Genomic DNA, 24,967 nt, shown 5'->3' with positions numbered 1-24,967 from the left:
GCCACACTGCCACGATCCCGCCCACCACCGAGGAGCCGTCCGAGAAATGACCGAGATCCTCGGCACCCAGCCCGCTCCGGACCTGTGGATCGTCTACGTCACCGGCGTCTGCGCGCTGGCCCTGGTCGCGTTCCGCACCCTCTGGCTGCCGGCCCGCAACGCGATCACCATCGCCCACGAGGGCGGCCACGGGATCGTCGCCCTCGCCACGGGACGCCGCCTCGAGGCGATCCGCCTCCACTCGGACACCAGCGGGCTGACCGTGAGCCGCGGCCGCCCGACCGGCGTCGGCGTGGTCCTCACGCTGGCGGCCGGATACCCGGCCGCCCCCCTGCTCGGACTGGGCGGCGCCGCCCTGCTCGGCACCGGGCACGTCACCCTGCTGCTGTGGGCGGCGACCGCGCTGCTCCTCGCGATGCTGGTGATGGTCCGCAACGCGTACGGGATCCTCACCGTCGTCCTGACGGGCGCCTCCTTCCTCCTCGTCTCCTGGCTGACCGGCCCCGACGTCCAGTCGGTCTTCGCCTACGCGGTGGTGTGGTTCCTGCTCCTCGGCGGCGTCCGGCCGGCGTTCGAACTCCAGGCGAAGCGGCGGCACGGCGGCGCCCCCGACTCGGACGCGGACCAGCTGGCGTACCTCACCCACGTGCCCGCCGCGGTCTGGCTCCTCTTCTTCCACACGGTCTCGATCTGCTGCCTGATCGGCGGCTGCCGCTGGCTCCTGCGGTTCTGACACCCCCGTAGAGTGAGGACATGACCGCAGCAGCTTCCTCGCACACCGACCCGCCCACCGACCTCTGGCCCGCCCCGTATGCGAGCGGCGCCGTCGACGCGACCGTCACCGTGCCCGGATCGAAGTCGGTCACCAACCGGGCTCTGGTGCTCGCCGCGCTCGCCTCCGAGCCCGGCTGGCTGCGCCGCCCGCTGCGCTCCCGTGACACCCTCCTGATGGCCGAGGCCCTCCGTGTCCTGGGCGTGAAGATCGAGGAGGGCGTGGGCCCGGACGGCTCCGGCGAGGCCTGGCGGATCATCCCCTCCCCGCTGCGCGGCCCCGCGACCGTCGACGTCGGCAACGCCGGCACGGTCATGCGCTTCCTGCCCCCGGTCGCGGCGCTCGCCGACGGCCCGGTCCGCTTCGACGGCGACCCCCGCTCCCACGAGCGCCCGCTGCACGGCGTGATCGACGGGCTCCGCGCCCTCGGCGCCCGGATCGACGACGACGGCCGGGGCGCGCTCCCGATGACCGTCCAGGGCGCCGGCGGCCTGGACGGCGGCACGGTCGAGATCGACGCCTCCTCGTCCTCCCAGTTCGTCAGCGCCCTGCTGCTGTCCGCGCCCCGGTTCAACCAGGGCGTCGAGGTGCGGCACGTGGGCGACCGGCTCCCCTCGCTCCCCCACATCCGGATGACCGTCGACATGCTGCGCGCGGTCGGCGCCAAGGTCGACGAGCCCGAGCACGGCGGCGAGCCGAACGTGTGGCGGGTGGCGCCCTCCGCGCTCCGCGGCCGGGACCTCGTCGTCGAGCCGGACCTGTCGAACGCGCAGCCGTTCCTGGCGGCCGCGCTGGTGACCGGCGGCCGGGTGACGATCCCGGACTGGCCGGAGCGGACCACCCAGCCGGGTGACGAGCTGCGCCGGATCTTCACCGAGATGGGTGGATCCTGCGAGCTGACCGACGCGGGTCTGACCTTCACCGGCACGGGCCGGATCCACGGCATCGACGTCGACCTCGGCGAGGTCGGCGAGCTGACCCCGGGCATCGCGGCGCTCGCGGCCCTCGCCGACTCCCCGTCCACCCTGCGCGGCGTGGCCCATCTGCGGCTGCACGAGACGGACCGGCTGGCGGCGCTCACCAAGGAGATCAACGGCCTGGGCGGCGACGTGACCGAGACCGAGGACGGTCTCCACATCCGCCCGCGTCCGCTGCGCGGCGGCGTCTTCCACACGTACCACGACCACCGCATGGCGACGGCCGGCGCGATCGTGGGCCTGGCGGTCGAGGGCGTGCTGATCGAGGACGTGGCGACGACGGCGAAGACCTTGCCGGACTTCCCGGGGATGTGGACCGAAATGCTCGGGGCCTGAACCATGCGGCGTTACGGCAAGCACACCGACGAGGACGACATCCGCCAGCGGCCCAACCGCAAGGGCACCCGTCCCCGTACGACCCTCCGTCCCAAGCACGAGGACGCCGTCGAGGGCATGGTCCTCACCGTCGACCGCGGCCGGCTGACCTGCCTGGTCGACGACCGGATCGTGACCGCCATGAAGGCGCGCGAGCTGGGCCGCAAGGCGGCCGTGGTCGGCGACCGGGTCTCGATCGTCGGCGACCTGTCCGGCGAGAAGGACACCCTGGCCCGGATCGTGCGGATCGGCGAGCGCAGTTCGGTGCTCCGGCGCACGGCCGACGACGACGACCCCTTCGAGCGGGTGGTCGTCGCCAACGCCGACCAGCTGGCGATCGTCACCGCGCTCGCCGACCCCGAGCCGCGCCCCCGGCTGATCGACCGCTGCCTGGTCGCCGCCTACGACGGCGGGCTCTCCCCGCTCCTGGTGCTGACCAAGTCGGACCTGGCCCCGCCGGACGCGCTCCTGGAGATGTACGGCGCGCTGGGCGTGCCCCATGTGGTCACCACCCGCGACGAGTTCGTCGACGGGGTCGCCGCCGAGCGCGTCCACGAACACCTCAAGGGCCGGACGACCGCGTTCGTGGGCCACTCCGGTGTCGGCAAGACGACCCTGGTCAACGCCCTGGTCCCGCCGGAGCGGCGGCGTACCACCGGCGTGGTCAACGCGGTCACCGGCCGCGGCCGCCACACCACCACCTCGGCGCTCGCCCTGCCGCTCAACGACGAGGAGGGCGGCTGGGTGATCGACACGCCGGGCGTGCGTTCCTTCGGTCTGCACCACGTGGACCCGTCCCGGGTCATCCACGCCTTCCCCGACCTGAAGCCGGGCACGGAGAACTGCCCGCGCGCGTGCAGCCACGACGAGCCGGACTGCGCGCTCGACGCGTACGTGGCGGAGGGGCACGCCGATCCGGCGCGGCTCGTCTCGCTGCGGCGGCTGCTCGCGACCAGGGAGCGACGCGAGGGCGACTGAGCCGCCGGTGTTCGGGGCCGACCTCCGCAGGCAAGGGCATAATCGCACCCAGTGCGACGAAGCAGTCACCGACGGCGTGGGAGGCACTGACGATGGCGTGGCTGCTGGTGGTGATCGCGGGGGTCCTGGAGACGGGGTTCGCGGTCTGCCTGAAGCTCTCGCACGGTTTCACCCGGCTGTGGCCCACGATCGCCTTCGCGGCCTTCGCCCTCGGCAGCTTCGGTCTCCTCACGCTCGCGCTGCGGAAGCTGGACGTGGGTCCGGCGTACGCGGTGTGGACGGGGATCGGCGCGGCCGGGACGGCGATCTACGGCATGGTCTTCCTCGGCGACGTCGTCTCCACGCTCAAGATCGTCTCGATCAGCCTGGTGATCGCGGGGGTCATCGGACTCCAGCTCTCCGGCTCGGCGCACTGACCCCCGGGCGCCTCCGGTCCTGAGGGCGGGGGCGTGACCGGGGACGGGGGCGCGACGACGTGGCTGAGGGCGAGGCGTACGGCCAGTTCGCAGCCGGCCGCCCACCGCTCCCCCGCGCAGGCCGCGGTCTGCGCCACGAGCTCGCCGGGCGCGGGCGGTCCGGCGTCGGCGCGCCGCTGGGCCGGTACGGGGGCGGGCCGGGCGCCGGGCCGGGCCGGCCGGGGCTCGGGCAGCCGTTCGTTCCAGGCACCGGTGAGCAGGGCCCGCAGTATCGGGCGGACGGCGGCCCTGGCCACGATCCACTCGGCGACGGCGGCGACGTTGCGCCCGGGCGGGCCGGGGGCGGCGAGCAGCGTGCGGACGCCCTGGAGGTACGTGTCCGCCTCTCGTCGCACCAGCGCGCGGGCGAGCCCCTCCTTGCTGCCGAACTCGTTGTAGAGCGTCTGCCGGGAGACCCGGGCGGTGGCGGCGAGGTCGGCCATGCGGATCGCGGACCAGGACCGGTGCGTGAGCGCGGCGAACGCGGCGTCGAGCAGGGCGTCGCGGGCGTTCGCCATCGTCACCTCCGGGAGGGAACGGTTCTCCGCCCAGCGTCGACAGCCTCCGGCCCCCTGTCAAGGGGGCCCGGGGCCGGTCGCCGGGGCCGCCGTGGACGGTTCTCCGCGTGTTCGGGCCGCGGGGATAGAGTGCCGACCATGGCCGATTACCACGATGATCTGCGTCTCGCCCACGTCCTCGCGGATGCCGCCGACGCGGCCACCATGGACCGATTCCAGGCACTCGACCTCCAGGTCGAGACCAAGCCGGACATGACCCCGGTGAGCGAGGCCGACAAGGCCGCCGAGGAACTGATCCGCGGCCAGCTCCAGCGGGCCAGGCCGCGTGACGCGATCCTGGGCGAGGAGTACGGCGTGGAGGGCTCGGGCCCGCGCCGCTGGGTGATCGACCCGATCGACGGCACGAAGAACTACGTGCGCGGTGTCCCCGTCTGGGCGACCCTGATCGCGCTGATGGAGGCCGGGGAGACCGGGTTCCAGCCGGTGGTGGGCGTGGTGTCGGCCCCGGCGCTCGGCCGGCGCTGGTGGGCCGCGAAGGGAAGCGGCGCGTACACCGGCCGCAGCCTCTCCTCGGCGACCCGGCTCGGGGTGTCGAAGGTGGCCTCCCTGGAGGACGCCTCCTTCGCGTACTCGTCGATCAGCGGCTGGGAGGAGCAGGGCCGGCTCGACGGCTTCCTCGACCTCACGCGCGCGTGCTGGCGGACCCGCGCGTACGGCGACTTCTGGCCGTACATGATGGTCGCCGAGGGCTCCGTGGACCTCTGCGCCGAGCCGGAGCTCTCCCTGTGGGACATGGCCGCGGTCGCGATCGTGGTCCAGGAGGCGGGCGGCACCTACACCGGCCTCGACGGTCGCCACGGCCCCCACAGCGGCAACGCCGCCGCCTCCAACGGCCTCCTCCACGGCGAACTGCTGAGCTACCTCAACCAGGAGACAGCACAGGCCTGACCGCCGGGGCGGGCACGCCCGGACCGGGGTTCAGGAGATCGCACGGGCCGGGGTTCAGGGGATCGCACGGGCCCGGGCGCGCCGGCACGCTCCCGGGGGCGCTCCGCACGCCCCCTTGTCGGCTTCCTCCCCCGGTGCCACTCTGAGAGTCCCCCCACTTGTGAACTTGTGAATTCGTTCTCGTTGAAGGCGGGAAGGGTTCACCAAGGAGGTGGCTCCGTCCATGCTCGTCCGTGACGCCATGAGCACCGTGGTCCTCACCATCGGCCCAGCCCACACCCTCCGGCAGGCGGCCCGGCTGATGTCGGCGCGCCGCGTCGGCGCGGCGGTCGTCTTCGACACCGACGCCGGCGGGCTCGGGATCCTCACCGAGCGCGACATCCTGAAATCCCTCGCCCGCGACCAGGACCCCGACCTCGAGACCGCCGGCTCCCACACCACCCGCGACGTCGTCTTCGCCGCGCCCACCTGGACGCTCGCGGAGGCGGCCGAGGCGATGACGCACGGCGGCTTCCGCCATCTGGTGGTCCTCGACGACCGGGGACCCGTCGGCATCGTCTCCGTACGCGACATCATCCGCTGCTGGATCCCGGTGCACAGCGTCGCCGGGTGACCGGAACCGACCGCACGGGAGCGGGCCGGATCTCCGTACGGAGATCCGGCCCGCTCCCTACCCACGACAAGCGCCGTCAGCCACGCAGGGCCTGGACCGCGGCCTCCAGCCGCTTGCCGAAGTCACCGTCCGCCTGGCGGAAGTTGTCGATCGCCCGCTCGGCGATGTCGTCCCGCGAGACCTTGGCGATGAAGCCCGCCAGGTTGCCGACGAGACGGCCCTTCTCGTCCTCGGACATCAGGCGGTAGAGGTCGCCCGCCTGGACGAAGTCGTTGTCCTCGGCGTGCGAGGGGGCGGCGTGGTCACCGGTGACACCGGTGACGGCGGAGCCGACCCACAGCGGGCGGTCGATCTGGTGCGGGCCGCCGAAGCTGTTCGGCTCGTAGTTCTTCGCGCCCTTGTGGCGGCCGTCGTAGAGGTGGCCGTCACGCGAGTTGGTGCGCGCCTCGGTGGCGTGCGGGCGGTTCACCGGCAGGTGGTCGGCGTTGATGCCGACGCGGTAGCGGTGGGCGTCGCCGTAGGCGAAGAGGCGGCCCTGGAGCATCTTGTCCGGGGACGGGCCGATGCCGGGCACGAAGTGCGCCGGGGAGAAGACGGACTGCTCGACCTCGGCGAAGACGTTCTCCGGGTTGCGGTTGAGCTCCAGCTTGCCGATCTCGATCGGCGGGTAGTCCTCGTGCGGCCACACCTTGGTGAGGTCGAACGGGTTGAAGCGGTAGTTCGCCGCGTCCGCCGCGGGCATGATCTGGACCTGCACGGTCCAGCTCGGGAAGTCGCCGCGCTCGATGGCCTCGCGCAGGTCGCGCTGGTGCGAGTCCGGGTCCTCGCCGGCGAGGCGGTTGGCCTCGTCCTGGGTGAGGTTCTTGATGCCCTGGTCGGTCTTGAAGTGGTACTTGACCCAGAAGACCTCACCGGCCTCGTTGTTCCACTGGAACGTGTGCGAGCCGTAGCCGTTCATGTGGCGGTACGAGGCGGGGATGCCGCGGTCGCCGAAGAGCCAGGTGACCTGGTGGGTCGACTCCGGGGAGAGGCTCCAGAAGTCCCAGACGTTGTCCGCCTCCTGCGAGCCCGTGTAGGGGTCGCGCTTCTGGGTGTGGATGAAGTCGGGGAACTTGATGGCGTCCTTGATGAAGAACACCGGGGTGTTGTTGCCGACGAGGTCGTAGTTCCCCTCCTCGGTGTAGAACTTCAGCGCCCAGCCGCGGGGGTCGCGCACCGCGTCGGCCGCGCCGAGGTTGCCCGCGACCGTGGAGAAGCGCAGGAAGGTCTCGGTCTCCTTGCCGACCTCGGAGAGGAACTTCGCGCGCGTCCACTGCGAGACGTCACGGGTGAGCGTGAAGGTGCCGTAGGCGCCCGCACCGCGCGCGTGGACCACGCGCTCCGGGATGCGCTCGCGGTTGAAGTGGGCGAGCTTCTCCAGGAGGAGCTGGTCCTGGACGAGGACCGGACCGCCGACGCCCGCGGTCTCGCTGTTCTGGTTGTCGGCGACCGGCGCGCCGGCCTCCGTGGTGAGCGGTCCCTGCGTCACGTGCGCCTCCTGCGTCATGTACTGCGAGTCCTGTCCGTCGGCCCGGTCCCTGGTGAGGACCTTGGCCAATGCCGGTTTCGATCCTACAATGGACAATGTCTAAGTCAAGTGAACTTCCAAAGTCACACCCGTTCGGGACCCCGTTCCCCCGGCTGTTAGGCTGGCCCTCATGAGTGACCTGTTGGAACGACTGCGCGGACGCGGCTGGCGGATGACCGCGCAGCGACGTGTCGTGGCCGAAGTCCTCGACGGGGACCATGTGCACCTGACCGCCGACGAGGTCCACGCGCGCGCGGTGACGCGGCTGCCCGAGATCTCGCGCGCGACCGTCTACAACACGCTGGGCGAGATGGTCACCCTCGGCGAGGTCATCGAGGTCGCGACCGACGGACGCGCCAAGCGCTACGACCCCAACGCCCACCGGCCGCACCAGCACCTGGTCTGCGGCCGCTGCGGCGCCATCCGGGACGTCCACCCGGGCGGCGACCCGCTGGCCGACCTCCCGGACACCGAGCGCTTCGGCTTCACGATCTCGAACGTCGAGGTCACCTACCGGGGCATCTGCCCGAGCTGCGCCACCACCGCCTGACACGCGTGAAGAAGCCCCCGCCGCGGCGGGGGCTTCTTCACGCCCGCACGGACGCCGCCACGCACGCACGCCCGCCCGGACGCCGACACGCGCGCACGGACGCCGACGCGTACACACGGACGCCGAGGCCACGCGGACGGACACCGACACCCGCGGACGGACGCGACGCGTGCGAACGGACGCGACGCGTGCGAACGGACGCAATGCGTGCGAACGGACGCCGACGCGTGCGAACGCGAAGTGCGCATACGACGAAGGCCCGGATCCGATGTGATCGGATCCGGGCCTTCGTTGCTACTGAGTAGCGGGGACAGGATTTGAACCTGCGACCTCTGGGTTATGAGCCCAGCGAGCTACCGAGCTGCTCCACCCCGCGTCGGTGAACCCAACCTTACGGGTCTCCCGTCACCAGCGCAAATTCATTGGGCGCGGCACTACGCGGTGAGCTCCTGGTGCAGGGCCTCGCTGAGCCGGGCCGCCCGCTCGGCGACCTCCGCGGGGCCCAGCTCCACCGCGCGGGCGCACCAGTGCCGCCCCTCGGTGAGCTCGCCGCGGCGCGCCGCGAGCAGCGCCAGCCGGAGCGCGGCACGGCCGTGGCCGGCCCGGGCGGCCCGGGTCCACCAGAGCGCCGCCTCGCGCTCGCTGCCCTCACGGGCGAGGAGCAGGCCCAGGTTGAAGGCGCCGTTGCGGCTGCCCGCCTCCGCCGCCTCGCGGTACCAGCGGTCGGCCTCGGCGAGGTCGCCGCGCCCGGCGGCGAGCATCCCGACCCGCACCTGGGCGCGCCGGTGCCCCTGCTGGGCGGCACGCTCGTACCACTCCTCGCACTCGGACTTCTCCTCGCGGGACGCGCCGAGCACGGCGGGGCCGGGGTCGGGACGACGCGCGTCGAGCACCGAGGCGAGCCGGAAGGCGGCCTCGGCGCTGCCGCCGCCGGCCGCGCAGCGCAGGTGCCGCTCGGCGGTCAGCTCGTCGCCGTCCCGGAGCGCGGCGATGCCGACCTGGAGGGCGGCCTCGGTGTGGCCGGCGGCGGCGGCCCGCTCGTACCAGACCAGGGCCGTGCGGTCGTCGCCCCGACCGGCGTGCAGGATGCCCAGGTTGAAGGCGGCGTCCACGCTGCCGGCCTCGGCCGCCTTGGAGAACCAGGGCTCGGCGCCGTTGGCGTCGCCGGCCTGGAGCAGCAGGACGGCGAGCGCGTTGGCGGCCTCGCGGTGGCCCGCGTAGGCGGCCCGGCGGTACCACTGCTCCGCCTGCGGGATGCGGTCCTGGGCGGCGCAGAGCAGCCCGAGGTTGTAGGCGCCGTTCACGTCGCCCGCGTCCATGGCGGCCCGGTACCAGCGCTCGGCGGTCTGCTGCTCGCCGCGGGCCGCGTGGAGGGCGCCCAGGGCGTTGGCGGCGTTGCCGTCGCCGTCCTGGGCGGCACGGAGCCACCACACGGCGGCGCTCTCCTCGTCGCCCGCGTCGCGGAGCAGGAAGCCGAGGGCGCAGGCGGCCTTGGCCTCGCCCTCCTTGGCGGAGCTGAGGTACCAGCGGCCGGCCTCCTTGAGCTCGCCGCGGTGCTCCAGGATCGCGCCGAGGTGCAGCGCGGCCCGCCGGTGCCCGCGCGCGGCGGCCTGCCGGAACCACTGCTCGGCCTCGTTCGGCTCTCCCCCGGGCTCGCCGGCGGCCGGACCGGCCGGCGGGGCGCCCGCGGCCGCGTCCGGGGCAGCGCCCGCGGGCACCCGGAGGCGGGTGCCTGTCTCGTGGGGGCCGCGGACGGTCTCGGTGGCGCGGCGCTCCAGGGCGAGCGCGAGCCGGAAGGCGGCCTCGCGGTGGCCCTGTTCGGCGGCGGCGCGCAGCCAGCGCTCGGCCCCGACGTCGCTGCGGTGCTCCAGGAGGTCGGCGAGGGCGTACGCGCCGAGGGCGTGGCCCTGTTCGGCGGCCTGGCGGAGCCAGTACTCGGCGGCCGGTTCGTCGCCGCGCTCGCGGTGGTGGCGGCCGAGCGCGTGGGCGGCGGGCGCGGAGCCGGCGACGGCGGCGACCCGCCACCAGCCGGCGGCCTCGTCCGCGTACCCGCGCTGGTGCAGCAGGACACCGAGGTTGTTGGCGGCGGCCCGGTCCCCCTCGGCCGTGGCGCCGCGCAGGTAGGGCTCGGCGCCGTCGAGGTCGCCGCGGCGCAGCAGCAGTGCGCCGAGGGCGCTCATCGAAGCGAGGTCGCCGCGCTCGGCGGCCCTCCGGTGCCGGGCCTCGACCTCGGTCTCGGTCTCGTTCTCGGCGTCGGTGGCTCCGGTCGTGGCGGTCGTGGCGGTCGTGGCGGTGGTGTCGACGACCGCATCGACGGCCCCTGCTGCCTCGATGATCTCGTCTGCGGCGTTTCTGGCGTGCCGCTGCACAAACCGCCCTGTCTCCAACAGAGTTGCCCTGTCCCCCATAAATACCATCGTCGCACCACCCGCAACCCGAGCACACCTGGTATAGCCCAGCCAGTGAGGTCACTCAGCGTTTTGTCGACATGCCCACAGAGAGACAAGTCAAACACGCCTCACACCAACTCGCCCCCTCCCTACCGCTCTTCGGCACCCCACGGCACGTCGACACACGACAAGGGCCCGGATCCTTATGGATCCGGGCCCTTGTCCTCTGAGTAGCGGGGACAGGATTTGAACCTGCGACCTCTGGGTTATGAGCCCAGCGAGCTACCGAGCTGCTCCACCCCGCGTCGGTGAACCAACAGTACCACGACGCGGGGTGGAAACTCTCAGGTCAGCCGCCCGAGGGGCTCGTCTTGAGCTTCGCCCCGGCGTCCGCCGCCCTCTGGAGCGCCTTCTGCAGGTCCTCCTGGGCCTTGCCGTACGCGGTCCAGTCGCCCTTCTGCAGGGCGGCCTCGCCGGCGTCGTACGCCTTCTGGGCGTCGGAGATCGCCTGCTGGAGCGCGGCGTCGTTCGACGCCGGCGGCGGGGTCGTCCCGGGCGGCGGCGTGGTGCCCGGCGGAGTCGGCGGCGTGCTGGGCGCCTCCACCCCGAAGACCGCGTTGAGCGCCTTGGTGAGGTTGTCCTCGAACACCGTGGTGTCCTTGGTCGTGTCACCGTCCGGCTGGTCGGCGTCCACGTACGACACCGCGACCTTCTTCAGGAGCGGGTAGAGCGCGTTGCGACCCTGGGCGTACACCGGCTCCACGTACAGGAAGCCGCCGTCGAGCGGGACGGTGAGCAGGTTGCCGTACTGGATGTCGGAGTCGGCGCCCTTCATGTCCCGGACGAACTGGGCGACGGACGGCAGGCCGTTGAGCTTGCTCTGCACCTGCGCCGGGCCGGGCACGTCCTCGGTGACCCGCAGCAGTCTCAGCCGGCCGTACTCCTTGCTGGTGGCGTCGGCGTCGACCGCCATGAAGCCGCCCAGGTTGGGCCGCCCGTTCGGCGTGAACGTCGTCGTCAGCGAGAAGCGCTGGGCCGCGTCCCCGGGCATCTTCATGCTCAGGTAGTACGGCGGGACCGCGTTGCCGTCCTTGTTGGTCGGGTCGTCCGGCACCTGCCAGGCGTCCGAGCCGCTGTAGAACTGCGCGGGGTCGGTGACGTGGTAGCGGGTCAGCAGCTCGCGCTGGACCTTGAACATGTCCTGCGGGTAGCGCAGGTGCGCCATCAGGTCGGTCTTGATCTCGGACTTCGGCTTGACCGTGTCGGGGAAGGCCTTCATCCAGGTCTTGAGGACCGGGTCCTGGGTGTCCCACTCGTAGAGGGTCACCGTGCCGTCGTAGGCGTCGACGGTGGCCTTCACCGAGTTGCGGATGTAGTTGACCTGGTTCTGCTGGGCGACGACCGCCCGCTGCTGGTTGCCGACGGTCAGCGAGTCGGCCGTGGTGTCGCCCAGCGTGGTGCGCGAGGCGTACGGGTAGCCGTTGGTCGTCGTGTAGGCGTCGATGATCCACTGGATCCGGCCGTCGACGACCGCCGGGTAGGCGTCGCCGTCGATGGTCAGCCACGGCGCGACGGCCTCGACGCGCTCCTTGGGCGTGCGGTTGTAGAGGATCCGCGAACCCTCGCCGATGGCCCCCGAGTACAGGATCTGCGGCTCGCTGAAGGCCACCGCGTACGCCGCGCGGTTGAAGGTGCTGGAGAGGCTGACGCCGCTCTTCTCCTTGTAGCTGGTGGTCTTCTCGCCGTTCTCCTCGTAGTCCAGCTCCTTCTGCGGGCCGCCCACGATCGAGTACTGGTCGGTCTTCTCGCCGTAGTAGATCCGCTGCTGGTACGTGCCGAGCGAACCGGTCGTCGGCAGTCCCGACTCGGTGAAGACCGGGGAGCCGTTGGCGTCCGTCTGCGTGCCCGCGGCCATGATCGCGCCGTAGCCGTGGGTGTAGGTGAAGTGGTCGTTGATCCAGTTCCGCTTCGGGATGCCCTTGATGTTGAGCTCACGCAGGCCCACGACGGTGTCCTTGCCGGCGTAGCGGTCCACGTCCAGGGTGGTCGGGAACTGGTAGTACTTCCGCTTCTGCTCCAGCTGCTGGAACGTCGGCGACACGATGTTCGGGTCGAGGATGCGGTACGCGGCCGCCGAGTCGGCGTCCGAGCGCAGCTGGTCCTTGGCCTTGACCGTCGACTTCCCCGAGTAGTTCTCGGGCTTCGTCGAGTCGATCGCGTACGCCTTGCGGGTCGCGTCGATGTTCTTCTGGATGTACTCCGCTTCCTTGGCCTGCTCGTTCGGCTGGACCTGGAACTTCTGCACGATGGCCGGGTACAGGCCGCCGATCAGGATCGCGGAGAGGACCATCAGGCCGAAGCCGATCACCGGCAGCTGCCAGGTGCGGCGCCACAGCGTCGCGAAGAACAGCACGGCGCAGATCGCGGCGATGCAGAACAGGATCGTCTTCGCCGGCAGGTAGGCGTTGGCGTCGACGTACCGCAGGCCCGTCCAGTTCCCGGTCGCCTTGAAGTCACTGGACTTCACGGCCAGGCCGTACCGGTCGAGCCAGTACGCCACGGCCTTCAGCGACACGAAGACGCCGAGCAGCACCGAGAGGTGCCCGGTGGCGGCGGCCGTCGCGCGGGCACCGGGGCTGGTGATCCGCAGCCCGCCGTACAGGTAGTGGGTGAGCGCGGCGGCGATCAGCGACAGGATCGTGGCGGAGAAGCCGAAGGCGAGCAGGAACCGGTACCAGGGCAGGTCGAACGCGTAGAACGCCACGTCGAGACCGAACTGCGGGTCCTTCTGGCCGAACTTCACCCCGTTGACCCACATCAGCCAGGTCCGCCACTGCCCCGAGGCGGAGGCGCCGGCGATCAGGGCCACCAGGGCGGTGACCGCGAGCAGCACCCACTTCTTGAACGGGGCGAGACCCATCCGGTACCGGTCGAGGCTCTGCTGCTCCAGGGACATCGCGCTCAGCGGCGGCCGCAGCCGGTACGCCAGCCAGATGTTCAGGCCGACGGTGATCCCCATCAGCAGGCCGAAGACCGCGAACAGGCCGATCTTGGTCCACAGCGTGGTCGTGAACACGGACGAGTACTTGACCGAGCGATACCAGAGCCAGTCCGTCCAGAACCCGGCGAACATCACGAACGCCATGGCCAGGACGGCCAGCACGCCGAGCGTCATGAGCAGGGTACGGGCCCGCCGGGACGGCCGGCCGACTCTCATCCTTGGCCCGGACGGGCTCCCGCCGCGGTCCGGCATCTGGAAAGCCAACGTGCGCCCCTCGATGTTGATGCGTCTGAAAGCAGGCCCCGCGATCGTAGAGCCCACTGATGCAACTTACTGAGGCTTTACCTAGTTCCCGTCTTCAGGGGAAGAGGAGGCAGGATATTGGTCATGTCCAACGTTTCCCCCTCCGGCCCGGCGATGGCCGCGAGCCCCCTCACCCGCGCGGTGCTCGAGATCGACGAGTACGCGTCGGGCCTCGGCTGGGACCAGCCCGCCCGCCTGTTCGCCCTGGTCGACACCGCACGGCTGCGCGCCAGCGAGCCCCGGCTCGCCTCCCAGCTCGGCCTCGGCGACGACGCCACCGCCTACACCCCGATCGAGCAGGACAAGCTGCCGCGCGGCAAGGCCCTCGACGAGTTCCTCGGCACGATCGCCTGGCCCGCCGCCGTCGCAGGCTGCGCCCTGACCGTGGAGCGGCTCATGCTGCCCCCCTCGGCGGAGGCCCAGGTGCCGCAGGGGCTCAGCGAGAAGCAGCTGGCCAAGTGGGTGGCCGGACACCCCGACCGCCAGGAGGTCCGGATGACCGTCGCGGTGCTGCGCGGCGGCGCCCGCGAGGCGGCCATCCGGCTGCGCGAGAAGGACACCGCGACCGAGGTCCTGACCGGCCCCGACCTGGTGCCCGGCCTCGCCGAGGCACTGGCGGCGACCTTCGAGTCCTGACTCACCCGACACGCCGAAGGGGCGCCCGTCCGACGGACGGGCGCCCCTTCGGCACATCCCGGGCGGTGCGCCGGCGATCAGCTCTTCGAGCAGCTCGGGAGGGACGCCGTGTCGCCCTTGCGGAGCTTCTCCAGCGCCTTCGTGGCGTCGTCGATGGTGTTCACCTTGACCAGGGTGAGGCCCGCGGGGGTGTCGGAGGCGGCGGCCTCGCAGTTGTCGGCCGGGGTGAGGAAGTACTCGGCGCCGGCGTCGCGCGCGCCGACCAGCTTCATCTCGATGCCGCCGATCGGTCCGACCTCGCCCTTGTCGTCGATGGTTCCGGTGCCGGCGACGAACTTGCCGCCGGTGAGGCTCTCCGGGGTGAGCTTGTCGACGATGCCGAGGGCGAACATCAGGCCCGCGCTCGGACCGCCGACGTCGGCGAGGTTGATGTCGATCGTGAACGGGAAGACGTGGTCGGTGCCGGCCTGGATGCCGACGACGGCCCGGTCGCCCTCCTCGGAGGTGGTGGTCGTGATGACCACCTTCTGGGTGACCTTCGGCTCCCGGCGCGCCTTCTCCGCGGCGGCCGCCTCCTTGGCGGGGACGATGGTGAACTCGACGTCCTGGCCGGGCTTGCGCTTCGTCACCTGCTTGGCGACGTCGGTCTGCTCCTTGACCGGCACGCCGCCGACGGCCCTGACCACGTCACCGGCGTGCAGCTTGCCCTCGGCCGGCGAACCCTTGACGACGGTGGCGACGACGACCCGGGCGACCACCGGGATCCCCAACTCCCCGAGCGCGGCCACCTTGGCGCTCTCCTGGGACTGGCTGAACTCCTCGGCGTTCTCCTGGCTCGACTCCTCCTCGGTCTTCCCGTCGGGGTAGAGGGTGTCGTGCGGCACCACCACGTTGTCGTGGGCGAGCCAACCGTAGACGGCCTCGACGGCGTTCATCTTGTAGTCCGCGCTGGTGACGCGGACCGTCGTCATGTTGAGGTGGCCGTCGGTCGGGTAGGTCTTGCGTCCCGAGATCTGGAGGACCGGTTCTCCCCTGGCCTCGCCGAGGGTGTTGACGGTGGGGCCCGGGCTCATCTCCGCGTACGGCACCGGGATCAGGACGCCCGCGATGAGCAGACAGATCAGGACCAGGGTGGAGGCGAGCATCGTCGCGGTGCGGCGTGGCATGGAACGACAGTACGGGACTCGTCTGTGGGTGCACCCCTGGGGCGGGTCCGTACGAGGCGCCGGGCGTCAGCTCGACGGCGAGGTGCTGACACCACCGGCCGCGGCGGCCGGTTCGCGCTCGGCCCGAGCGGAATCGGGAGCGGTGGGGTGGGCGCGTTCCATCGCGTCCCGGAAGCGTGCGTAGCCGGCCAGTTCGGCCACGTCACCTATGGTCTTGTTCCTCGAAGCCCAGCTTCCCCATATCGCCGCGCCGACGACTGCGAAAAGCGGAATCAGCAACCAGGCCAGCGCTGCCATCCCGACCTCCCATCCCCAGTGAGTTGATCAGCAGACTGTCTCATCCGTGAGGTCAACGCTCGCGCCTGGGGGCCGGTTACGCAAATCGGGCGTTCGGCTACGCCCTGTCGGCGCGCCGCCTTGCCCGGATCGGCGGGCCCCGTGTGCCGGGGCCCGTGTCGGGGCGACCGCTCAGCAGGCCCCGACCCACTCCTCGGTGCCGTCCGAGAAGGTCTGGTGCTTCCAGATGGGGACCTCGTGCTTGAGGTCGTCGATGAGCTTGCGGCAGGCCTCGAAGGCCTCGCCGCGGTGGGGGCAGGAGACGGCGACGACGACCGCGATGTCGCCGACGCGCAGGTCGCCGACGCGGTGGACGGCGGCCAGGGCGCGGACCGGGTGGTTCGCGACGACCTTCTCCGCGACCCGGCGCAGCTCCGCCTCCGCGGTGGGGTGGCAGGAGTACCCCAGCGCGTCGACGTCCGCGCCGCCGTCGTGGTTGCGCACGGTGCCGACGAAGAGGGTCGTACCGCCGGAGGCGTCGTCGCCGACGGCTTGGAAGACCTCGTCGACGGAGAGCGGGGTGTCACGGATCGCGAGCAGCTTGATCGGGTCGTCCGCTGCCTGCTCACCGGGGTGGTCGTGCGTCTGCGCCATGAGCCCATGGTGCCGTACGCCGCCGACATCCGGTAAGAGACCTTTCGCCCTGTGGACGGGACCCTCCGTAGGAGGGTCCTACAAGCCGCGCCGCTTCCTCATCTGGCGGACCAGCGCCGCCGTGCCGAGCAGGGCCACCGTCGCACCGGCCGCGCCCGCCGCCGTGGCGTCCTTGCGTCCCAGCCTGCGGCCGGCGACCGTGTGGCGGCCCTCGGCCTCGGCCAGCAGCGCGGCGAGGACCTCCTCGTTGGTCCACTTCGGCCGCCAGCCGGCGTCGTGCAGCCGCCCGACGCTGACCACCCAGGGGTGCATCGTGTACGCGAGGTCGCCCGCCGGGGACGGGGTGAGGCCGATCCGGTGCAGGCGGGCCGCCGCGCCGAGGGCGACGGCGGAGGGGAGCTCCATGCGCCGGATGCCGGAGAGCTCCTCGACCTCCTCCTGTTCCAGCCAGCCCTCGCAGCCGACCGCGAGCTCGCCGTCGACCTTCTCCAGGGCCGCGTACTCCAGGGCGCTCACCAGGTCCTCGACGTGGCAGAACTGCCAGGTGGGGCGGGATCCGGCGACGACGAGCAGCCGGGGCGACTCGAAGTAGCGGGTCAGGGCCGTGTCCGTGCCGCCGACCAGGACCGCGGGGCGGACGACGGTGACGTTGAGTCCGGGGTGGGCGCGGGGCGCACGCCGGCCGAGGCGCTCGATCTCCAGCATGTCGCCGACGCCGGTGGCCTCGGCGGTCGCCTTGAGCTCGGCGTCCTCCGAGAGCGGGATGTCGTTGTCGGGCAGCGCCCCGTAGACCATCGCGGAGGTGCACAGCACCACCCGGCGGACGCCGGCGGCCGCCGCGGCGGTGAGCACGGTCTGCGTGCCGCGCACGTTGTAGGCCGTCCGGGCGGCGGGGTCGGTCTCCAGGTCGAGGTCGACGGCCAGGTGCACGACGACGTCCGCGCCGCGCAGCTTCTCGGCGATGGCCGGATCGCGCACGTCGAGGATGTGCCACTGCGCCTCGGCGACCTCGCCCCGGCGCTCGTCGATCGCGACGACCCGCTTGACCTCGTCGGAGGCGACGAGGCTCCTGATCAGCAGGTCACCGATGCCGGAGGCGGCGCCGGTGACCGCGACGACGGGGCCGCGCGCGGCGGACCGGGTTGAGGGGTTTCGCGCTCCGCGAACCTGAGGATCTGGGGAACTCACCGGGCGTCTCCAGCGGTTGTCTTCAGTACGTACGCCGCATGACGCGTACGGACCAGGTGGCGTCCATCCTGCCGCAGGGCACGGCTCGGCGGAGCACCGAGCCCATTTCCGGCCCGGATGTCTACGCTGGTGGTGTGCGGGTCTGTCTGACAGGCCTGGTCGGGCAGTCGCCGTCGGCAGGAGGCCGGCGGCCCTACGAGCCGAGGAAACCTGTGAGTGACACCCCATTCGGATTCGGCCTTCCGCCGGAGGAGCCGGAGAACGGCGACGAGGGCAAGAAGAAGGACCCCGCCGGAGGTGGTCAGGGGTCCGGCGGCCAGGGCAACCCGTTCGGGGCGAACCCGTTCGGCTTCGGCGGACTGCCCGGCATGGGCGGCCCCGGTGGCGCCGACAACCCGTTCGCCGCGATGTTCGGCTCGCTGAACCCCAACGACCTGGGTGCCGCGTTCCAGCAGCTCGGTCAGATGCTGAGCTACGAGGGCGGTCCCGTGAACTGGGACATGGCCAAGCAGATCGCTCGCCAGGTGGTCGCCCAGGGCACCGCCGACGGCACCAAGGACGCCAGCGTGGGCCCGGCCGAGAAGTCCGCGGTCGAGGAGGCCCTGCGGCTGGCCGACCTGTGGCTGGACCAGGTCACCTCGCTGCCCTCCGGCGCGGGTACGGCCGTGGCGTGGAGCCGCGCCGAGTGGGTCGAGGCGACGCTGCCGGCGTGGCAGCAGCTCGTGGACCCGGTCGCCGAGCGCGTCGGTTCCGCGATGGGCGACGTCCTGCCGCAGGAGATGCAGGCCATGGCCGGCCCGCTGATCGGCATGATGCGCTCGATGGGCGGCGCCATGTTCGGCCAGCAGATCGGACAGGCCGTCGGCGCGCTCGCCGGCGAGGTCGTCGGCTCGACCGACGTCGGTCTGCCGCTCGGCCCGGCCGGGCGCGCGGCGCTGCTGCCGCTGAACATCGAGGCCTTCGGCAAGGACCTGGGCGTCCCCTCGGACGAGGTGCGGCTCTACCTGGCCCTGCGCGAGGCCGCCCACCAGCGGCTCTTCACGCACGTGCCGTGGCTGCGGGCGCACCTGTTCGGCGCGGTCGAGGGATACGCGCGGGGGATCAAGGTCGACACCTCGAAGCTGGAGGAGGCGGTCGGGCAGCTCGACCCGACGCACCCGGAGCAGCTGCAGGAGGCACTCCAGCAGGGCATGTTCCAGCCGGAGGACACCCCGGAGCAGAAGGCGGCCCTGGCCCGTCTGGAGACGGCGCTCGCGCTGGTCGAGGGCTGGGTGGACGCGGTGGTCCACGAGGCCGCCAAGTCCCGGCTGACCTCGGCGGACGCGCTGCGCGAGACGCTGCGCAGGCGCCGGGCGTCGGGCGGTCCGGCCGAGCAGACCTTCGCGACCCTGATCGGTCTCGAGCTGCGTCCGCGGCGGCTGCGGGACGCGGCGCGGCTGTGGGCCTCGCTGACCGACGCGCGCGGGGTCGACGGCCGCGACGGCCTGTGGGAGCACCCGGACATGCTGCCGACGGCGACGGACCTGGACGACCCCGACGGCTTCGTCCACCGCGAGCACCTCGACTTCTCGGAGCTGGACAAGATGCTGGGCGAGGCGGCGGAGGGCCGCTCCGACGACGAGGGCAAGGACGACGGCGCCAAGTGACCCTGCACGACGACGCGGTCCTCGTACTGAAGGAGTACGGGGACCAGGAGGAGCTCCGGCAGGTCTACCTGGACCACCTGGCGGCCCACCCCGACGGCATGTACAAGCCCTGCGGGGCCGGTCACCTGACGTCCAGCGCGCTGGTGATCGACCCCTCGCGGGGCCGGGTGCTGCTCACCCTGCACAAGAAGCTGGGCATGTGGCTGCAGATGGGCGGCCACTGCGAGCCGGACGACGTGTCGGTGGAGGCGGCCGCGCTGCGCGAGGCGACGGAGGAGTCCGGGATCCCGGGCCTGACGCTGCTGCCGGGCGGTCCGGTGCGGCTCGACCGGCATCCGATCCCGGCGCCCTGCCACTGGCACCTGGACGTGCAGTACGCCGCGCTGGCGCCGGTGGACGCGGTGGCGGCGATCAGCGAGGAGTCGCTGGACCTGCGCTGGTTCCCGTACGAGGAGGTGGCGGGCGTGGCGGACACGTCGGTGGTCCGCCTCCTGGAGGGGACGCTGGCGCGGCTCGGCTGAGCACGCCCGAGGGGCGGCCTCCGGTGGAGACCGCCCCTCGGGATGTCCTGCCGCGCTCAGTTCCAGGCGTTGTTCTGGTTCTGGGCGTGGGAGCCGTGCTGTCCGGCGCCGAACTGGGCGGCGACGCCCTGGCCGATGGCCGCGTGCTGCGGCGGCATGACCTCGCTGGGCTGGACCAGGGCGAAGCCCTGGCCGAGGAAGCTGAGCTCCCAGCCCTCGCCGGTGTCGCCGCGCCGGCGGCGGACGCTGGAGTTGGTGGTCTGCGCCTGCATCTGGACGCGCAGGCCGGTGGACCAGGCGACGATCGCGTCGGCGTCGACGCTGACGTACTTCTCGGGCGTGACCTGCATCATCAGCGGCTGCCCGGAGGTCATCAGGGCGACCTTGCCGCGGCCGGAGATGTTGAGCTGGTACTTGCCGGAGCCGGAGATGCCGTACTGGCTGTCGACGGCGATGACCTCGGTGTGGAGGGTCGAGTCGAGCGCCAGGACGTAGGCGCTGTCCACGGTGAGGCCCTCCTGCTCGACCTCGACGATGTGGACGTACTGGGCGAGGTTGGCGAAGTAGACCGTGCCCTGGCCGGAGCAGCGCATCAGGTCGAGGCCCTCGCCGGTGCGGGCCTGGGCCCGGCGCTGGCTGGAGGTCTTGTACTCGCCGTCGAAGTCGACGAGTCCCTGGTACGCGACCATGGCGCCCTTGCGGGCGAGGACGTCGTCCTGCCCGGTCAGGCTGACCCGCAGCAGCTGCGGGTTCTGGATGACGTACCGTTCCTGGCTCTGCTGCTCGGCGTGGTTGAAAAGCGGGCTCTGCATGGTGTGTTCTCGCTCCCCCTCAGCCCCGGGCCCGCAGGCGGTCGGTGCTGTCCTCGCTCGGCTGTACGACGACGATGCCCTGGCCCGAGAAGGCCATCTGGTATGCCTCGCCGCTGCCCCGCCCGATGAGGGAGGACGCCTTGAAGCTGCGCTTGCCCTTGACCTTGAGCGCCGGCGACCAGGCGACGAGCGCGTCGGGGTCGACGTACGTCTCGTCCTCGCCGCGGCCGCAGTCGACGACGATCGGCGTGCCGCGCGAGGTGAGCGCGACCCAGCCGGTGCCGGAGATCTCCACGTTGAACAGGCCCTGCCCGGCGAACTTGGCGAGGCCCTTGACCCGCTCGACGCCCCACTGGAGGTGGGCGTCGAAGGCCAGCACGTTGGTGCCGTTGACCGAGAGCGAGTCGTTCTGGAGGTTGATGACGACGACGTCGGCGCCGTAGTCGGCGAGGTAGAGCAGTCCGTCGCCGGTGCACTTCATGATCGGCGCGCCCTCGCCGGTGGCCCACTGCTGGGCGACCTGGCGGACGGCGGGCGGGTTGGGCTCGTAGCTGATGAAGCCCTCGTAGGCGACCATCGAGCCGGTCCGGGCGTACAGGTCCTGGCCGGTGGCCATCGCGACCTTCAGCATGGTGCGGCCGTGGTTCTCCATCCGGGCCGCGACGGGGGTCGGGGCGTAGCCCGCGAGTTGCTGGTTCATGACTTCGGGCTCCCTCAGACCTCGTAGGGCTGGACGACGATGAAGTTGCCGGGGGCGCCCCGGAACTGGAGGTTCACGGTCTCTCCGCTGTGGCCGGGGTAGGCGTTGCGCCGGAGCCGGACCTGGCTGGAGAGGATGACCTGGGACGCGGCGGACCAGGCGACGACCGCGTTGCAGTCGGCGAAGGTCGTGGGCGTCACGGGCAGCACGACGGGGACGCCCTGGGTCTTCACGACGACCGTTCCGGTGCCCTGGAACTGCATGGTGAACAGCGCGCCGCCGGGGATGCCGTGGCCCTCGATGCGACGGACCTCGTACTGGAGGGACTCGTCGAACGCGAGGACGTTCTCGGCGGAGACGCAGATGCCGTCGCCCTGGAGCTCGATCGGGTGCAGGTGGGCGCCCGCCTCGGCGAGGAAGACCTGACCGCGGCCGGTGCAGCGCATCAGCTGCATCTCCTGGCCGGTGGCGTTGCCCACGATCCGGCCGGCGAAGCCCGCGCCCTTGTAACCGAAGTCGACCTTGCCCTGGTACATGACCATGGAGCCCTGGCGGGCGAGGACGGGCACGCCGCCCATGGCGAGGTCGACCCGCATGAGCTGCTGGTTCTGCGGGGTCCAGCGGGCGCCGGTGGCGGTCTCCTTGTACGGAGCGAGCGCCGCGGCGAGTCCGGCGCCGGTCGCCGGAACGCCCTGCGGGACGCCGGCCGGCTGGCCGTACGCCGGGGGCTGCTGCCCGTAGGCGGGGGGCTGCTGCCCGTAGGCGGGGGGCTGCTGCCCGTAGGCGGGGGGCTGCTGCCCGTACGGGGCGGGCGCGGCCTGGCCGTACGGGGGTGCCTGGGGCGGCTGGCCCTGGCCGGGGTACTGGCCGGGGGGCTGCCCCGGGACCTGACCCGGGTACTGCCCGGGAACCTGGCCGAACTGCGGCTGCTGCGGAGGCTGCCCGTAGGGGGCGGGGGCCGGCGCGGGCGGCGGGACGGGGGCGGGCGCCACCGGCGCCACCATCGTCGGCGCCGTGTGGACCGGCGGCGCGGGGGCGGGCGGCACGGGCGCCTGCGGCGCGCCGAACGCGGGCGCCGGGGCCTGCGCCGGGGCGCCGAAGGCCGGGGGCGCCGCCGCCTGCGGGGGCGGGGCGAAGCCCGGGGCCGCGGCCTGCTGCGGCGGGGCCGCGGACTGCTCCTCGGCGACCTCGCCGCCGAAGTTCCGCAGGAGCGCGTCCAGGCCGCCGTCGAAGCCCTGGCCGACGGCGGCGAACCGCCAGACGTCCTTGAGGTAGAAGTCGCCGAGCATCACCGCGCGCTCGGTGGAGAACTCCGCGCCGGTGAACGCGTACCGGGCGACCTCCTCGCCGCCGGCCACGATCCGCAGGTGACCGGGGCCGACCTGGGACATCTGTCCCGCTCCGTCGATCGTCGCGGTGAACGACAGCTTGTGGATGTTCGCGGGGATGCGGTCGAGGGTGACGCGGAAGGACTCGGTGTCACCGGACTGCGCCCCGAGCAGCTGGACGGACTCCTCGGGCGTCTTCGGCTGGTTGAAGAAGACGAAGTACCGGTCGTCCGAGAGCCGCTCGTCGGCGTCGAGGCCGAAGCAGCTGATGTCGAAGGTCAATCCGGGCGCCGCGATCTGCACGCCGACGTACAGATCGGTTCCCGCGGTCAGATCACTGATCTTGGCCTTGTGGCCGCGTTGGAATTCCCTGGCCATGCGTAACGACCGTCCCCCATCCCGAATGGCGAATGCTCGCGCCAGGCTAACGGCTGACTGCGACATTGAGACAGGGCGGGTCGTTTTCGGTACGGAATCGGGAAACACCCTCACCGAGACGTGCCGACGCCGTCACTCCCGGCGGCGCCGCCACTTCCGGACGCCGCCGCTCCGGGACGGCGTCACTCCTCGCGGGCGTCCTGGAGGTGCGGCAGCCGCTTGGCGGCGGCGACGCCCTCCAGGTAGCCGCGCGCCCGCTCGGTCCGCGGATACGCCTCCAGGAGCCGCCAGAACCGGGGGCCGTGGCCGGGGACGAGCAGATGGGCCAGCTCGTGGAGGAGGACGTAGTCGACGACGTACTCCGGCATGCCCTGGAGCCGGTGGGAGAGCCGGATGCTGCCCTCGGAAGGGGTGCAGGAGCCCCAGCGGGTGTTCTGGTTGGTCACCCAGCGGACGGATCCGGGGCGGGCGCGGCCCTCGAAGTACTGCTCCGACAGACGCAGCGCCCGCTCGGTCAGCTCGCGGTCGCCGAGGACGCTGCGGTTCTCCTGGGCGGCGAGCTTGTCGAGCATCACGCCGACCCACCGCCGCTCCTCCGCCTCCGACATCCGGGCCGGGATGAGCACGATGGTCCGGTCGCCCTCGCGGTAGGCCGACACGGTTCTGCTCCGCCGCGGGCTTCTGCGCACCTCGACCGCACTCGTCCCGGCACCGCGGGTCGGCTTGCTGGTCACGCTGCGCTGTGGGTCGGCGGGCACGGCCCCGACGTTACCCGCTGCCGCCGGGGGAAGTCCCGCCTCGGAAGGGGTTTCGAGGACGTTCCGACCCCACCGCGCACCATTTGAATGACTATTCCCCTGACCTGTGGACAACTTTCGGCGCCCGTCGCGACGGGCGGGGCATTCTCACCACGGGACGGCGAAAGGCCGTCGTCGATCATGAATGCGATCAGGGGCGGGGGCGCGGAAATGCATCCGATGGTGAAGCCGGCGCTGCGGCGGGCCTGGCGGAGTCTCCAGTGCGTCCAGTTCGGGGTCACCCCCGCGCACGCGGTGGTCCTCGGCCCCGTCGACCAGGACACGGGAGCGGTGCTCGGGCTGCTCGACGGCACCCGCGGGACCGAGCTGCTCCGCGCCGAGGCTCGGGCCCTCGGCCTCCCGGAAGGCCGACTGGAGGCGCTGCTCGGCCGGCTGGCGGCGGCCGGGCTCCTCGCGGACGCCACGACCGGACGGCCCGGCCTGGTCGGACCGTCCGCCGGCGCGGTGGACCGCGCCCTCGACCCGCTCCGTGCCGACCTGGCCTCCCTCTCGGTGGTCCATGCCGAGCCCGAGCGGGCGGCACGGGCACTGGCGGCCCGGCGGTCCCTGCGCGTCCAGGTCAGAGGCGCGGGTCGGGTGGGGACGACGGTGGCGGCCCTCCTCTCCGCCGCCGGCGTGGGCCGGGTCGAGGTGCTGGACGCCGGCCGCGTCGAGCCCTGGGAGACGGCCCCGGGCGGCCTGCCGGCCGAAGCGGTCGGCGAGCGCCGGGCGACGGCGGCCCGGCGCCTGGTCGGCCGCTGGGCCCGCGGCGGCCCCGGCGGTTCCGGCGGTTCCGGCGGCCGGTGTGGGCCGGGCGGTTCCGGCGGCCGGGGTGGGCCGGGCGGTTCCGGCGGCCGGGGTGAGAGAGCCGGCGACGGCGGCCTGTCACTCGTCGTGGTGACACCGCGGGACGGCCTCGGGGCGTACGTCCCCGATCCGCTCCCCGCCGAGCAGTGGATCTCCACCGGCACCCCTCATCTGTACGCGGGGGTCCTGGAGGCGACCGGAACGGTCGGGCCGCTCGTGCTGCCGGGCGGCACGGCCTGCGCACGGTGCCTCCAGGAGGAGCGGACCGACCGGGAGCCGGTCTGGCCCCGGCTGCTCGCCCAGTGGCGCTCCGGAGCCCCGCATCCGCTGCCCGCCTGCGACCTGGGCCTGGCGACGGCGGTGGCGGGCCTCGCCGCCGCGCACGCCCTGGCCTTCCTGGACGGCGACCTCCCGGCGAGCACGGGCACCCGCTGGGAGACGTCCCTGCCGATGCTGGAGTGGCGGGCGGAGCGGCTGCACCCCCATCCGGCATGCCCGTGCGGTGCGGCGCGCGGCGCAGAGGGGGAGCGCGTCTCGGCAGCCGGAGGCACGCAGGACACAATGGCGGGGTAACGGCCCTGCGCGGCACGGCAGTCTGGGATTTGGAGGGG

The 24,967-nt window shown here is 72.4% G+C and carries 23 protein-coding genes and 2 tRNA genes; 11 read left to right on the top strand and 14 right to left on the bottom strand.

Annotated features, from left to right (window positions below):
• Positions 1-46: 46 nt before the first annotated feature.
• From AC067A_RS01220 to AC067A_RS01205, 4 genes are all read left to right on the top strand, one after another.
• Entirely contained in the window at positions 47-733 is a 687-nt protein-coding gene (locus AC067A_RS01220) for a M50 family metallopeptidase (protein ID WP_478612812.1), read from the top strand.
• 20 nt (positions 734-753) lie between these two features.
• Complete coding sequence (gene aroA, locus AC067A_RS01215; protein WP_478612809.1) at positions 754-2,085, top strand: 3-phosphoshikimate 1-carboxyvinyltransferase; 1,332 nt, start codon at positions 754-756, stop codon at positions 2,083-2,085.
• A gap of 3 nt (positions 2,086-2,088) precedes the next feature.
• Positions 2,089-3,102, top strand: a complete 1,014-nt coding sequence (gene rsgA, locus AC067A_RS01210) for a ribosome small subunit-dependent GTPase A (protein ID WP_478612806.1) — start codon at positions 2,089-2,091, stop codon at positions 3,100-3,102.
• A gap of 92 nt (positions 3,103-3,194) precedes the next feature.
• The gene (locus AC067A_RS01205; protein WP_329851720.1) at positions 3,195-3,518 is read left to right on the top strand and encodes a DMT family transporter; all 324 of its coding nucleotides are present in this window, start codon (positions 3,195-3,197) and stop codon (positions 3,516-3,518) included.
• Here AC067A_RS01205 and AC067A_RS01200 read toward each other — a convergent pair.
• Positions 3,410-4,075, bottom strand: a complete 666-nt coding sequence (locus AC067A_RS01200; RefSeq protein WP_478613484.1) for a TetR/AcrR family transcriptional regulator — start codon at positions 4,073-4,075, stop codon at positions 3,410-3,412. The genes AC067A_RS01205 and AC067A_RS01200 overlap by 109 nt on opposite strands.
• Positions 4,076-4,213: 138 nt before the next feature.
• Here AC067A_RS01200 and hisN point away from each other — a divergent pair, with 138 nt between their 5' ends.
• Positions 4,214-5,023 (top strand): histidinol-phosphatase, encoded by an 810-nt coding sequence (gene hisN, locus AC067A_RS01195; RefSeq protein WP_478612801.1) that lies wholly within the window; start codon positions 4,214-4,216, stop codon positions 5,021-5,023.
• A 223-nt stretch (positions 5,024-5,246) separates the two neighbouring features.
• On the top strand, positions 5,247-5,636 hold the full coding sequence (locus AC067A_RS01190) for a CBS domain-containing protein (RefSeq protein WP_478612799.1): 390 nt from the start codon (positions 5,247-5,249) through the stop codon (positions 5,634-5,636).
• A 76-nt stretch (positions 5,637-5,712) separates the two neighbouring features.
• Here the strand turns inward: AC067A_RS01190 and AC067A_RS01185 are convergent, their stop codons facing one another.
• Entirely contained in the window at positions 5,713-7,182 is a 1,470-nt protein-coding gene (locus tag AC067A_RS01185) for a catalase (protein ID WP_478613481.1), read from the bottom strand.
• A gap of 151 nt (positions 7,183-7,333) precedes the next feature.
• Here AC067A_RS01185 and AC067A_RS01180 point away from each other — a divergent pair, with 151 nt between their 5' ends.
• A complete protein-coding gene (locus AC067A_RS01180; RefSeq protein ID WP_073808920.1) occupies positions 7,334-7,753 on the top strand; it encodes a Fur family transcriptional regulator in 420 nt (139 codons plus the stop codon).
• Between the two features lie 302 nt (positions 7,754-8,055).
• Here AC067A_RS01180 and AC067A_RS01175 read toward each other — a convergent pair.
• From AC067A_RS01175 to AC067A_RS01160, 4 genes are all read right to left on the bottom strand, one after another.
• A tRNA-Met gene (locus tag AC067A_RS01175) sits at positions 8,056-8,129 on the bottom strand.
• 58 nt (positions 8,130-8,187) lie between these two features.
• Positions 8,188-10,170 carry a tetratricopeptide repeat protein gene (locus tag AC067A_RS01170; RefSeq protein ID WP_478612795.1) on the bottom strand — a complete coding sequence of 661 codons (1,983 nt, stop codon included), beginning with the start codon at positions 10,168-10,170 and terminating at the stop codon, positions 8,188-8,190.
• Between the two features lie 204 nt (positions 10,171-10,374).
• Positions 10,375-10,448, bottom strand: a tRNA-Met gene (locus tag AC067A_RS01165).
• Between the two features lie 44 nt (positions 10,449-10,492).
• The gene (locus tag AC067A_RS01160) at positions 10,493-13,396 is read right to left on the bottom strand and encodes a UPF0182 family membrane protein (protein WP_478613479.1); all 2,904 of its coding nucleotides are present in this window, start codon (positions 13,394-13,396) and stop codon (positions 10,493-10,495) included.
• 135 nt (positions 13,397-13,531) lie between these two features.
• On the opposite strand from AC067A_RS01160, the gene AC067A_RS01155 reads away from it, so the two are divergent.
• Positions 13,532-14,083 carry a PPA1309 family protein gene (locus AC067A_RS01155; RefSeq protein WP_478612792.1) on the top strand — a complete coding sequence of 184 codons (552 nt, stop codon included), beginning with the start codon at positions 13,532-13,534 and terminating at the stop codon, positions 14,081-14,083.
• Between the two features lie 77 nt (positions 14,084-14,160).
• Here AC067A_RS01155 and AC067A_RS01150 read toward each other — a convergent pair whose 3' ends face one another.
• From AC067A_RS01150 to AC067A_RS01135, 4 genes are all read right to left on the bottom strand, one after another.
• Positions 14,161-15,249 carry a YlbL family protein gene (locus tag AC067A_RS01150; RefSeq protein WP_478612789.1) on the bottom strand — a complete coding sequence of 363 codons (1,089 nt, stop codon included), beginning with the start codon at positions 15,247-15,249 and terminating at the stop codon, positions 14,161-14,163.
• 66 nt (positions 15,250-15,315) lie between these two features.
• Positions 15,316-15,546: a hypothetical protein gene (locus AC067A_RS01145; RefSeq protein WP_367827775.1), complete on the bottom strand. Its 231-nt coding sequence runs from the start codon at positions 15,544-15,546 to the stop codon at positions 15,316-15,318.
• 171 nt (positions 15,547-15,717) lie between these two features.
• Positions 15,718-16,179 carry a molybdenum cofactor biosynthesis protein MoaE gene (locus tag AC067A_RS01140; RefSeq protein ID WP_478612786.1) on the bottom strand — a complete coding sequence of 154 codons (462 nt, stop codon included), beginning with the start codon at positions 16,177-16,179 and terminating at the stop codon, positions 15,718-15,720.
• A 78-nt stretch (positions 16,180-16,257) separates the two neighbouring features.
• Positions 16,258-17,367 (bottom strand): SDR family oxidoreductase, encoded by a 1,110-nt coding sequence (locus tag AC067A_RS01135; RefSeq protein ID WP_478612783.1) that lies wholly within the window; start codon positions 17,365-17,367, stop codon positions 16,258-16,260.
• Positions 17,368-17,579: 212 nt separating this feature from the next.
• Here AC067A_RS01135 and AC067A_RS01130 point away from each other — a divergent pair, with 212 nt between their 5' ends.
• Together AC067A_RS01130 and AC067A_RS01125 are read left to right on the top strand one after the other, a co-directional pair.
• Complete coding sequence (locus tag AC067A_RS01130; protein ID WP_478612780.1) at positions 17,580-19,013, top strand: zinc-dependent metalloprotease; 1,434 nt, start codon at positions 17,580-17,582, stop codon at positions 19,011-19,013.
• A complete protein-coding gene (locus tag AC067A_RS01125) occupies positions 19,010-19,534 on the top strand; it encodes an NUDIX hydrolase (RefSeq protein ID WP_478612778.1) in 525 nt (174 codons plus the stop codon). The genes AC067A_RS01130 and AC067A_RS01125 overlap by 4 nt, the downstream gene beginning before the upstream one ends.
• Before the next feature lie 56 nt (positions 19,535-19,590).
• Here AC067A_RS01125 and AC067A_RS01120 read toward each other — a convergent pair whose 3' ends face one another.
• From AC067A_RS01120 to AC067A_RS01105, 4 genes are all read right to left on the bottom strand, one after another.
• A complete protein-coding gene (locus AC067A_RS01120) occupies positions 19,591-20,346 on the bottom strand; it encodes an AIM24 family protein (RefSeq protein WP_478612775.1) in 756 nt (251 codons plus the stop codon).
• Between the two features lie 19 nt (positions 20,347-20,365).
• Positions 20,366-21,046 carry an AIM24 family protein gene (locus AC067A_RS01115; RefSeq protein ID WP_478612772.1) on the bottom strand — a complete coding sequence of 227 codons (681 nt, stop codon included), beginning with the start codon at positions 21,044-21,046 and terminating at the stop codon, positions 20,366-20,368.
• Positions 21,047-21,060: 14 nt separating this feature from the next.
• Positions 21,061-22,752, bottom strand: coding sequence for a TerD family protein (locus tag AC067A_RS01110; protein ID WP_478612769.1), 1,692 nt, complete (start codon positions 22,750-22,752; stop codon positions 21,061-21,063).
• A 182-nt stretch (positions 22,753-22,934) separates the two neighbouring features.
• On the bottom strand, positions 22,935-23,510 hold the full coding sequence (locus AC067A_RS01105) for a M48 metallopeptidase family protein (RefSeq protein ID WP_478612766.1): 576 nt from the start codon (positions 23,508-23,510) through the stop codon (positions 22,935-22,937).
• 210 nt (positions 23,511-23,720) lie between these two features.
• Between AC067A_RS01105 and AC067A_RS01100 the strand changes: the two genes are divergently transcribed.
• Positions 23,721-24,929, top strand: coding sequence for a TOMM precursor leader peptide-binding protein (locus tag AC067A_RS01100; protein ID WP_478612764.1), 1,209 nt, complete (start codon positions 23,721-23,723; stop codon positions 24,927-24,929).
• Positions 24,930-24,967 lie beyond the last annotated feature (38 nt).

The sequence above is a fragment of the Streptomyces sp. NPDC043176 genome, from assembly GCF_056436715.1.
Note: the sequence above shows the minus strand (reverse complement) of the source record. Positions and strands in the feature narration are given on the sequence as shown.

Bases quoted from the DNA above. Each gene is read 5' to 3' on its own strand.
- AC067A_RS01110 (WP_478612769.1), bottom strand. From the start codon at position 22,752: ATGGCCAGGGAATTCCAACGCGGCCACAAGGCCAAGATCAGTGATCTG.
- AC067A_RS01155 (WP_478612792.1), top strand. From the start codon at position 13,532: ATGTCCAACGTTTCCCCCTCCGGCCCGGCGATGGCCGCGAGCCCCCTC.
- AC067A_RS01115 (WP_478612772.1), bottom strand. From the start codon at position 21,046: ATGAACCAGCAACTCGCGGGCTACGCCCCGACCCCCGTCGCGGCCCGG.
- aroA (WP_478612809.1), top strand. From the start codon at position 754: ATGACCGCAGCAGCTTCCTCGCACACCGACCCGCCCACCGACCTCTGG.
- AC067A_RS01170 (WP_478612795.1), bottom strand. From the start codon at position 10,170: ATGGTATTTATGGGGGACAGGGCAACTCTGTTGGAGACAGGGCGGTTT.
- AC067A_RS01200 (WP_478613484.1), bottom strand. From the start codon at position 4,075: ATGGCGAACGCCCGCGACGCCCTGCTCGACGCCGCGTTCGCCGCGCTC.
- AC067A_RS01120 (WP_478612775.1), bottom strand. From the start codon at position 20,346: ATGCAGAGCCCGCTTTTCAACCACGCCGAGCAGCAGAGCCAGGAACGG.
- hisN (WP_478612801.1), top strand. From the start codon at position 4,214: ATGGCCGATTACCACGATGATCTGCGTCTCGCCCACGTCCTCGCGGAT.
- AC067A_RS01140 (WP_478612786.1), bottom strand. From the start codon at position 16,179: ATGGCGCAGACGCACGACCACCCCGGTGAGCAGGCAGCGGACGACCCG.
- AC067A_RS01180 (WP_073808920.1), top strand. From the start codon at position 7,334: ATGAGTGACCTGTTGGAACGACTGCGCGGACGCGGCTGGCGGATGACC.
- AC067A_RS01190 (WP_478612799.1), top strand. From the start codon at position 5,247: ATGCTCGTCCGTGACGCCATGAGCACCGTGGTCCTCACCATCGGCCCA.
- AC067A_RS01185 (WP_478613481.1), bottom strand. From the start codon at position 7,182: ATGACGCAGGAGGCGCACGTGACGCAGGGACCGCTCACCACGGAGGCC.
- AC067A_RS01145 (WP_367827775.1), bottom strand. From the start codon at position 15,546: ATGGCAGCGCTGGCCTGGTTGCTGATTCCGCTTTTCGCAGTCGTCGGC.
- AC067A_RS01205 (WP_329851720.1), top strand. From the start codon at position 3,195: ATGGCGTGGCTGCTGGTGGTGATCGCGGGGGTCCTGGAGACGGGGTTC.
- AC067A_RS01100 (WP_478612764.1), top strand. From the start codon at position 23,721: ATGCATCCGATGGTGAAGCCGGCGCTGCGGCGGGCCTGGCGGAGTCTC.
- AC067A_RS01160 (WP_478613479.1), bottom strand. From the start codon at position 13,396: ATGCCGGACCGCGGCGGGAGCCCGTCCGGGCCAAGGATGAGAGTCGGC.
- AC067A_RS01150 (WP_478612789.1), bottom strand. From the start codon at position 15,249: ATGCCACGCCGCACCGCGACGATGCTCGCCTCCACCCTGGTCCTGATC.
- rsgA (WP_478612806.1), top strand. From the start codon at position 2,089: ATGCGGCGTTACGGCAAGCACACCGACGAGGACGACATCCGCCAGCGG.
- AC067A_RS01220 (WP_478612812.1), top strand. From the start codon at position 47: ATGACCGAGATCCTCGGCACCCAGCCCGCTCCGGACCTGTGGATCGTC.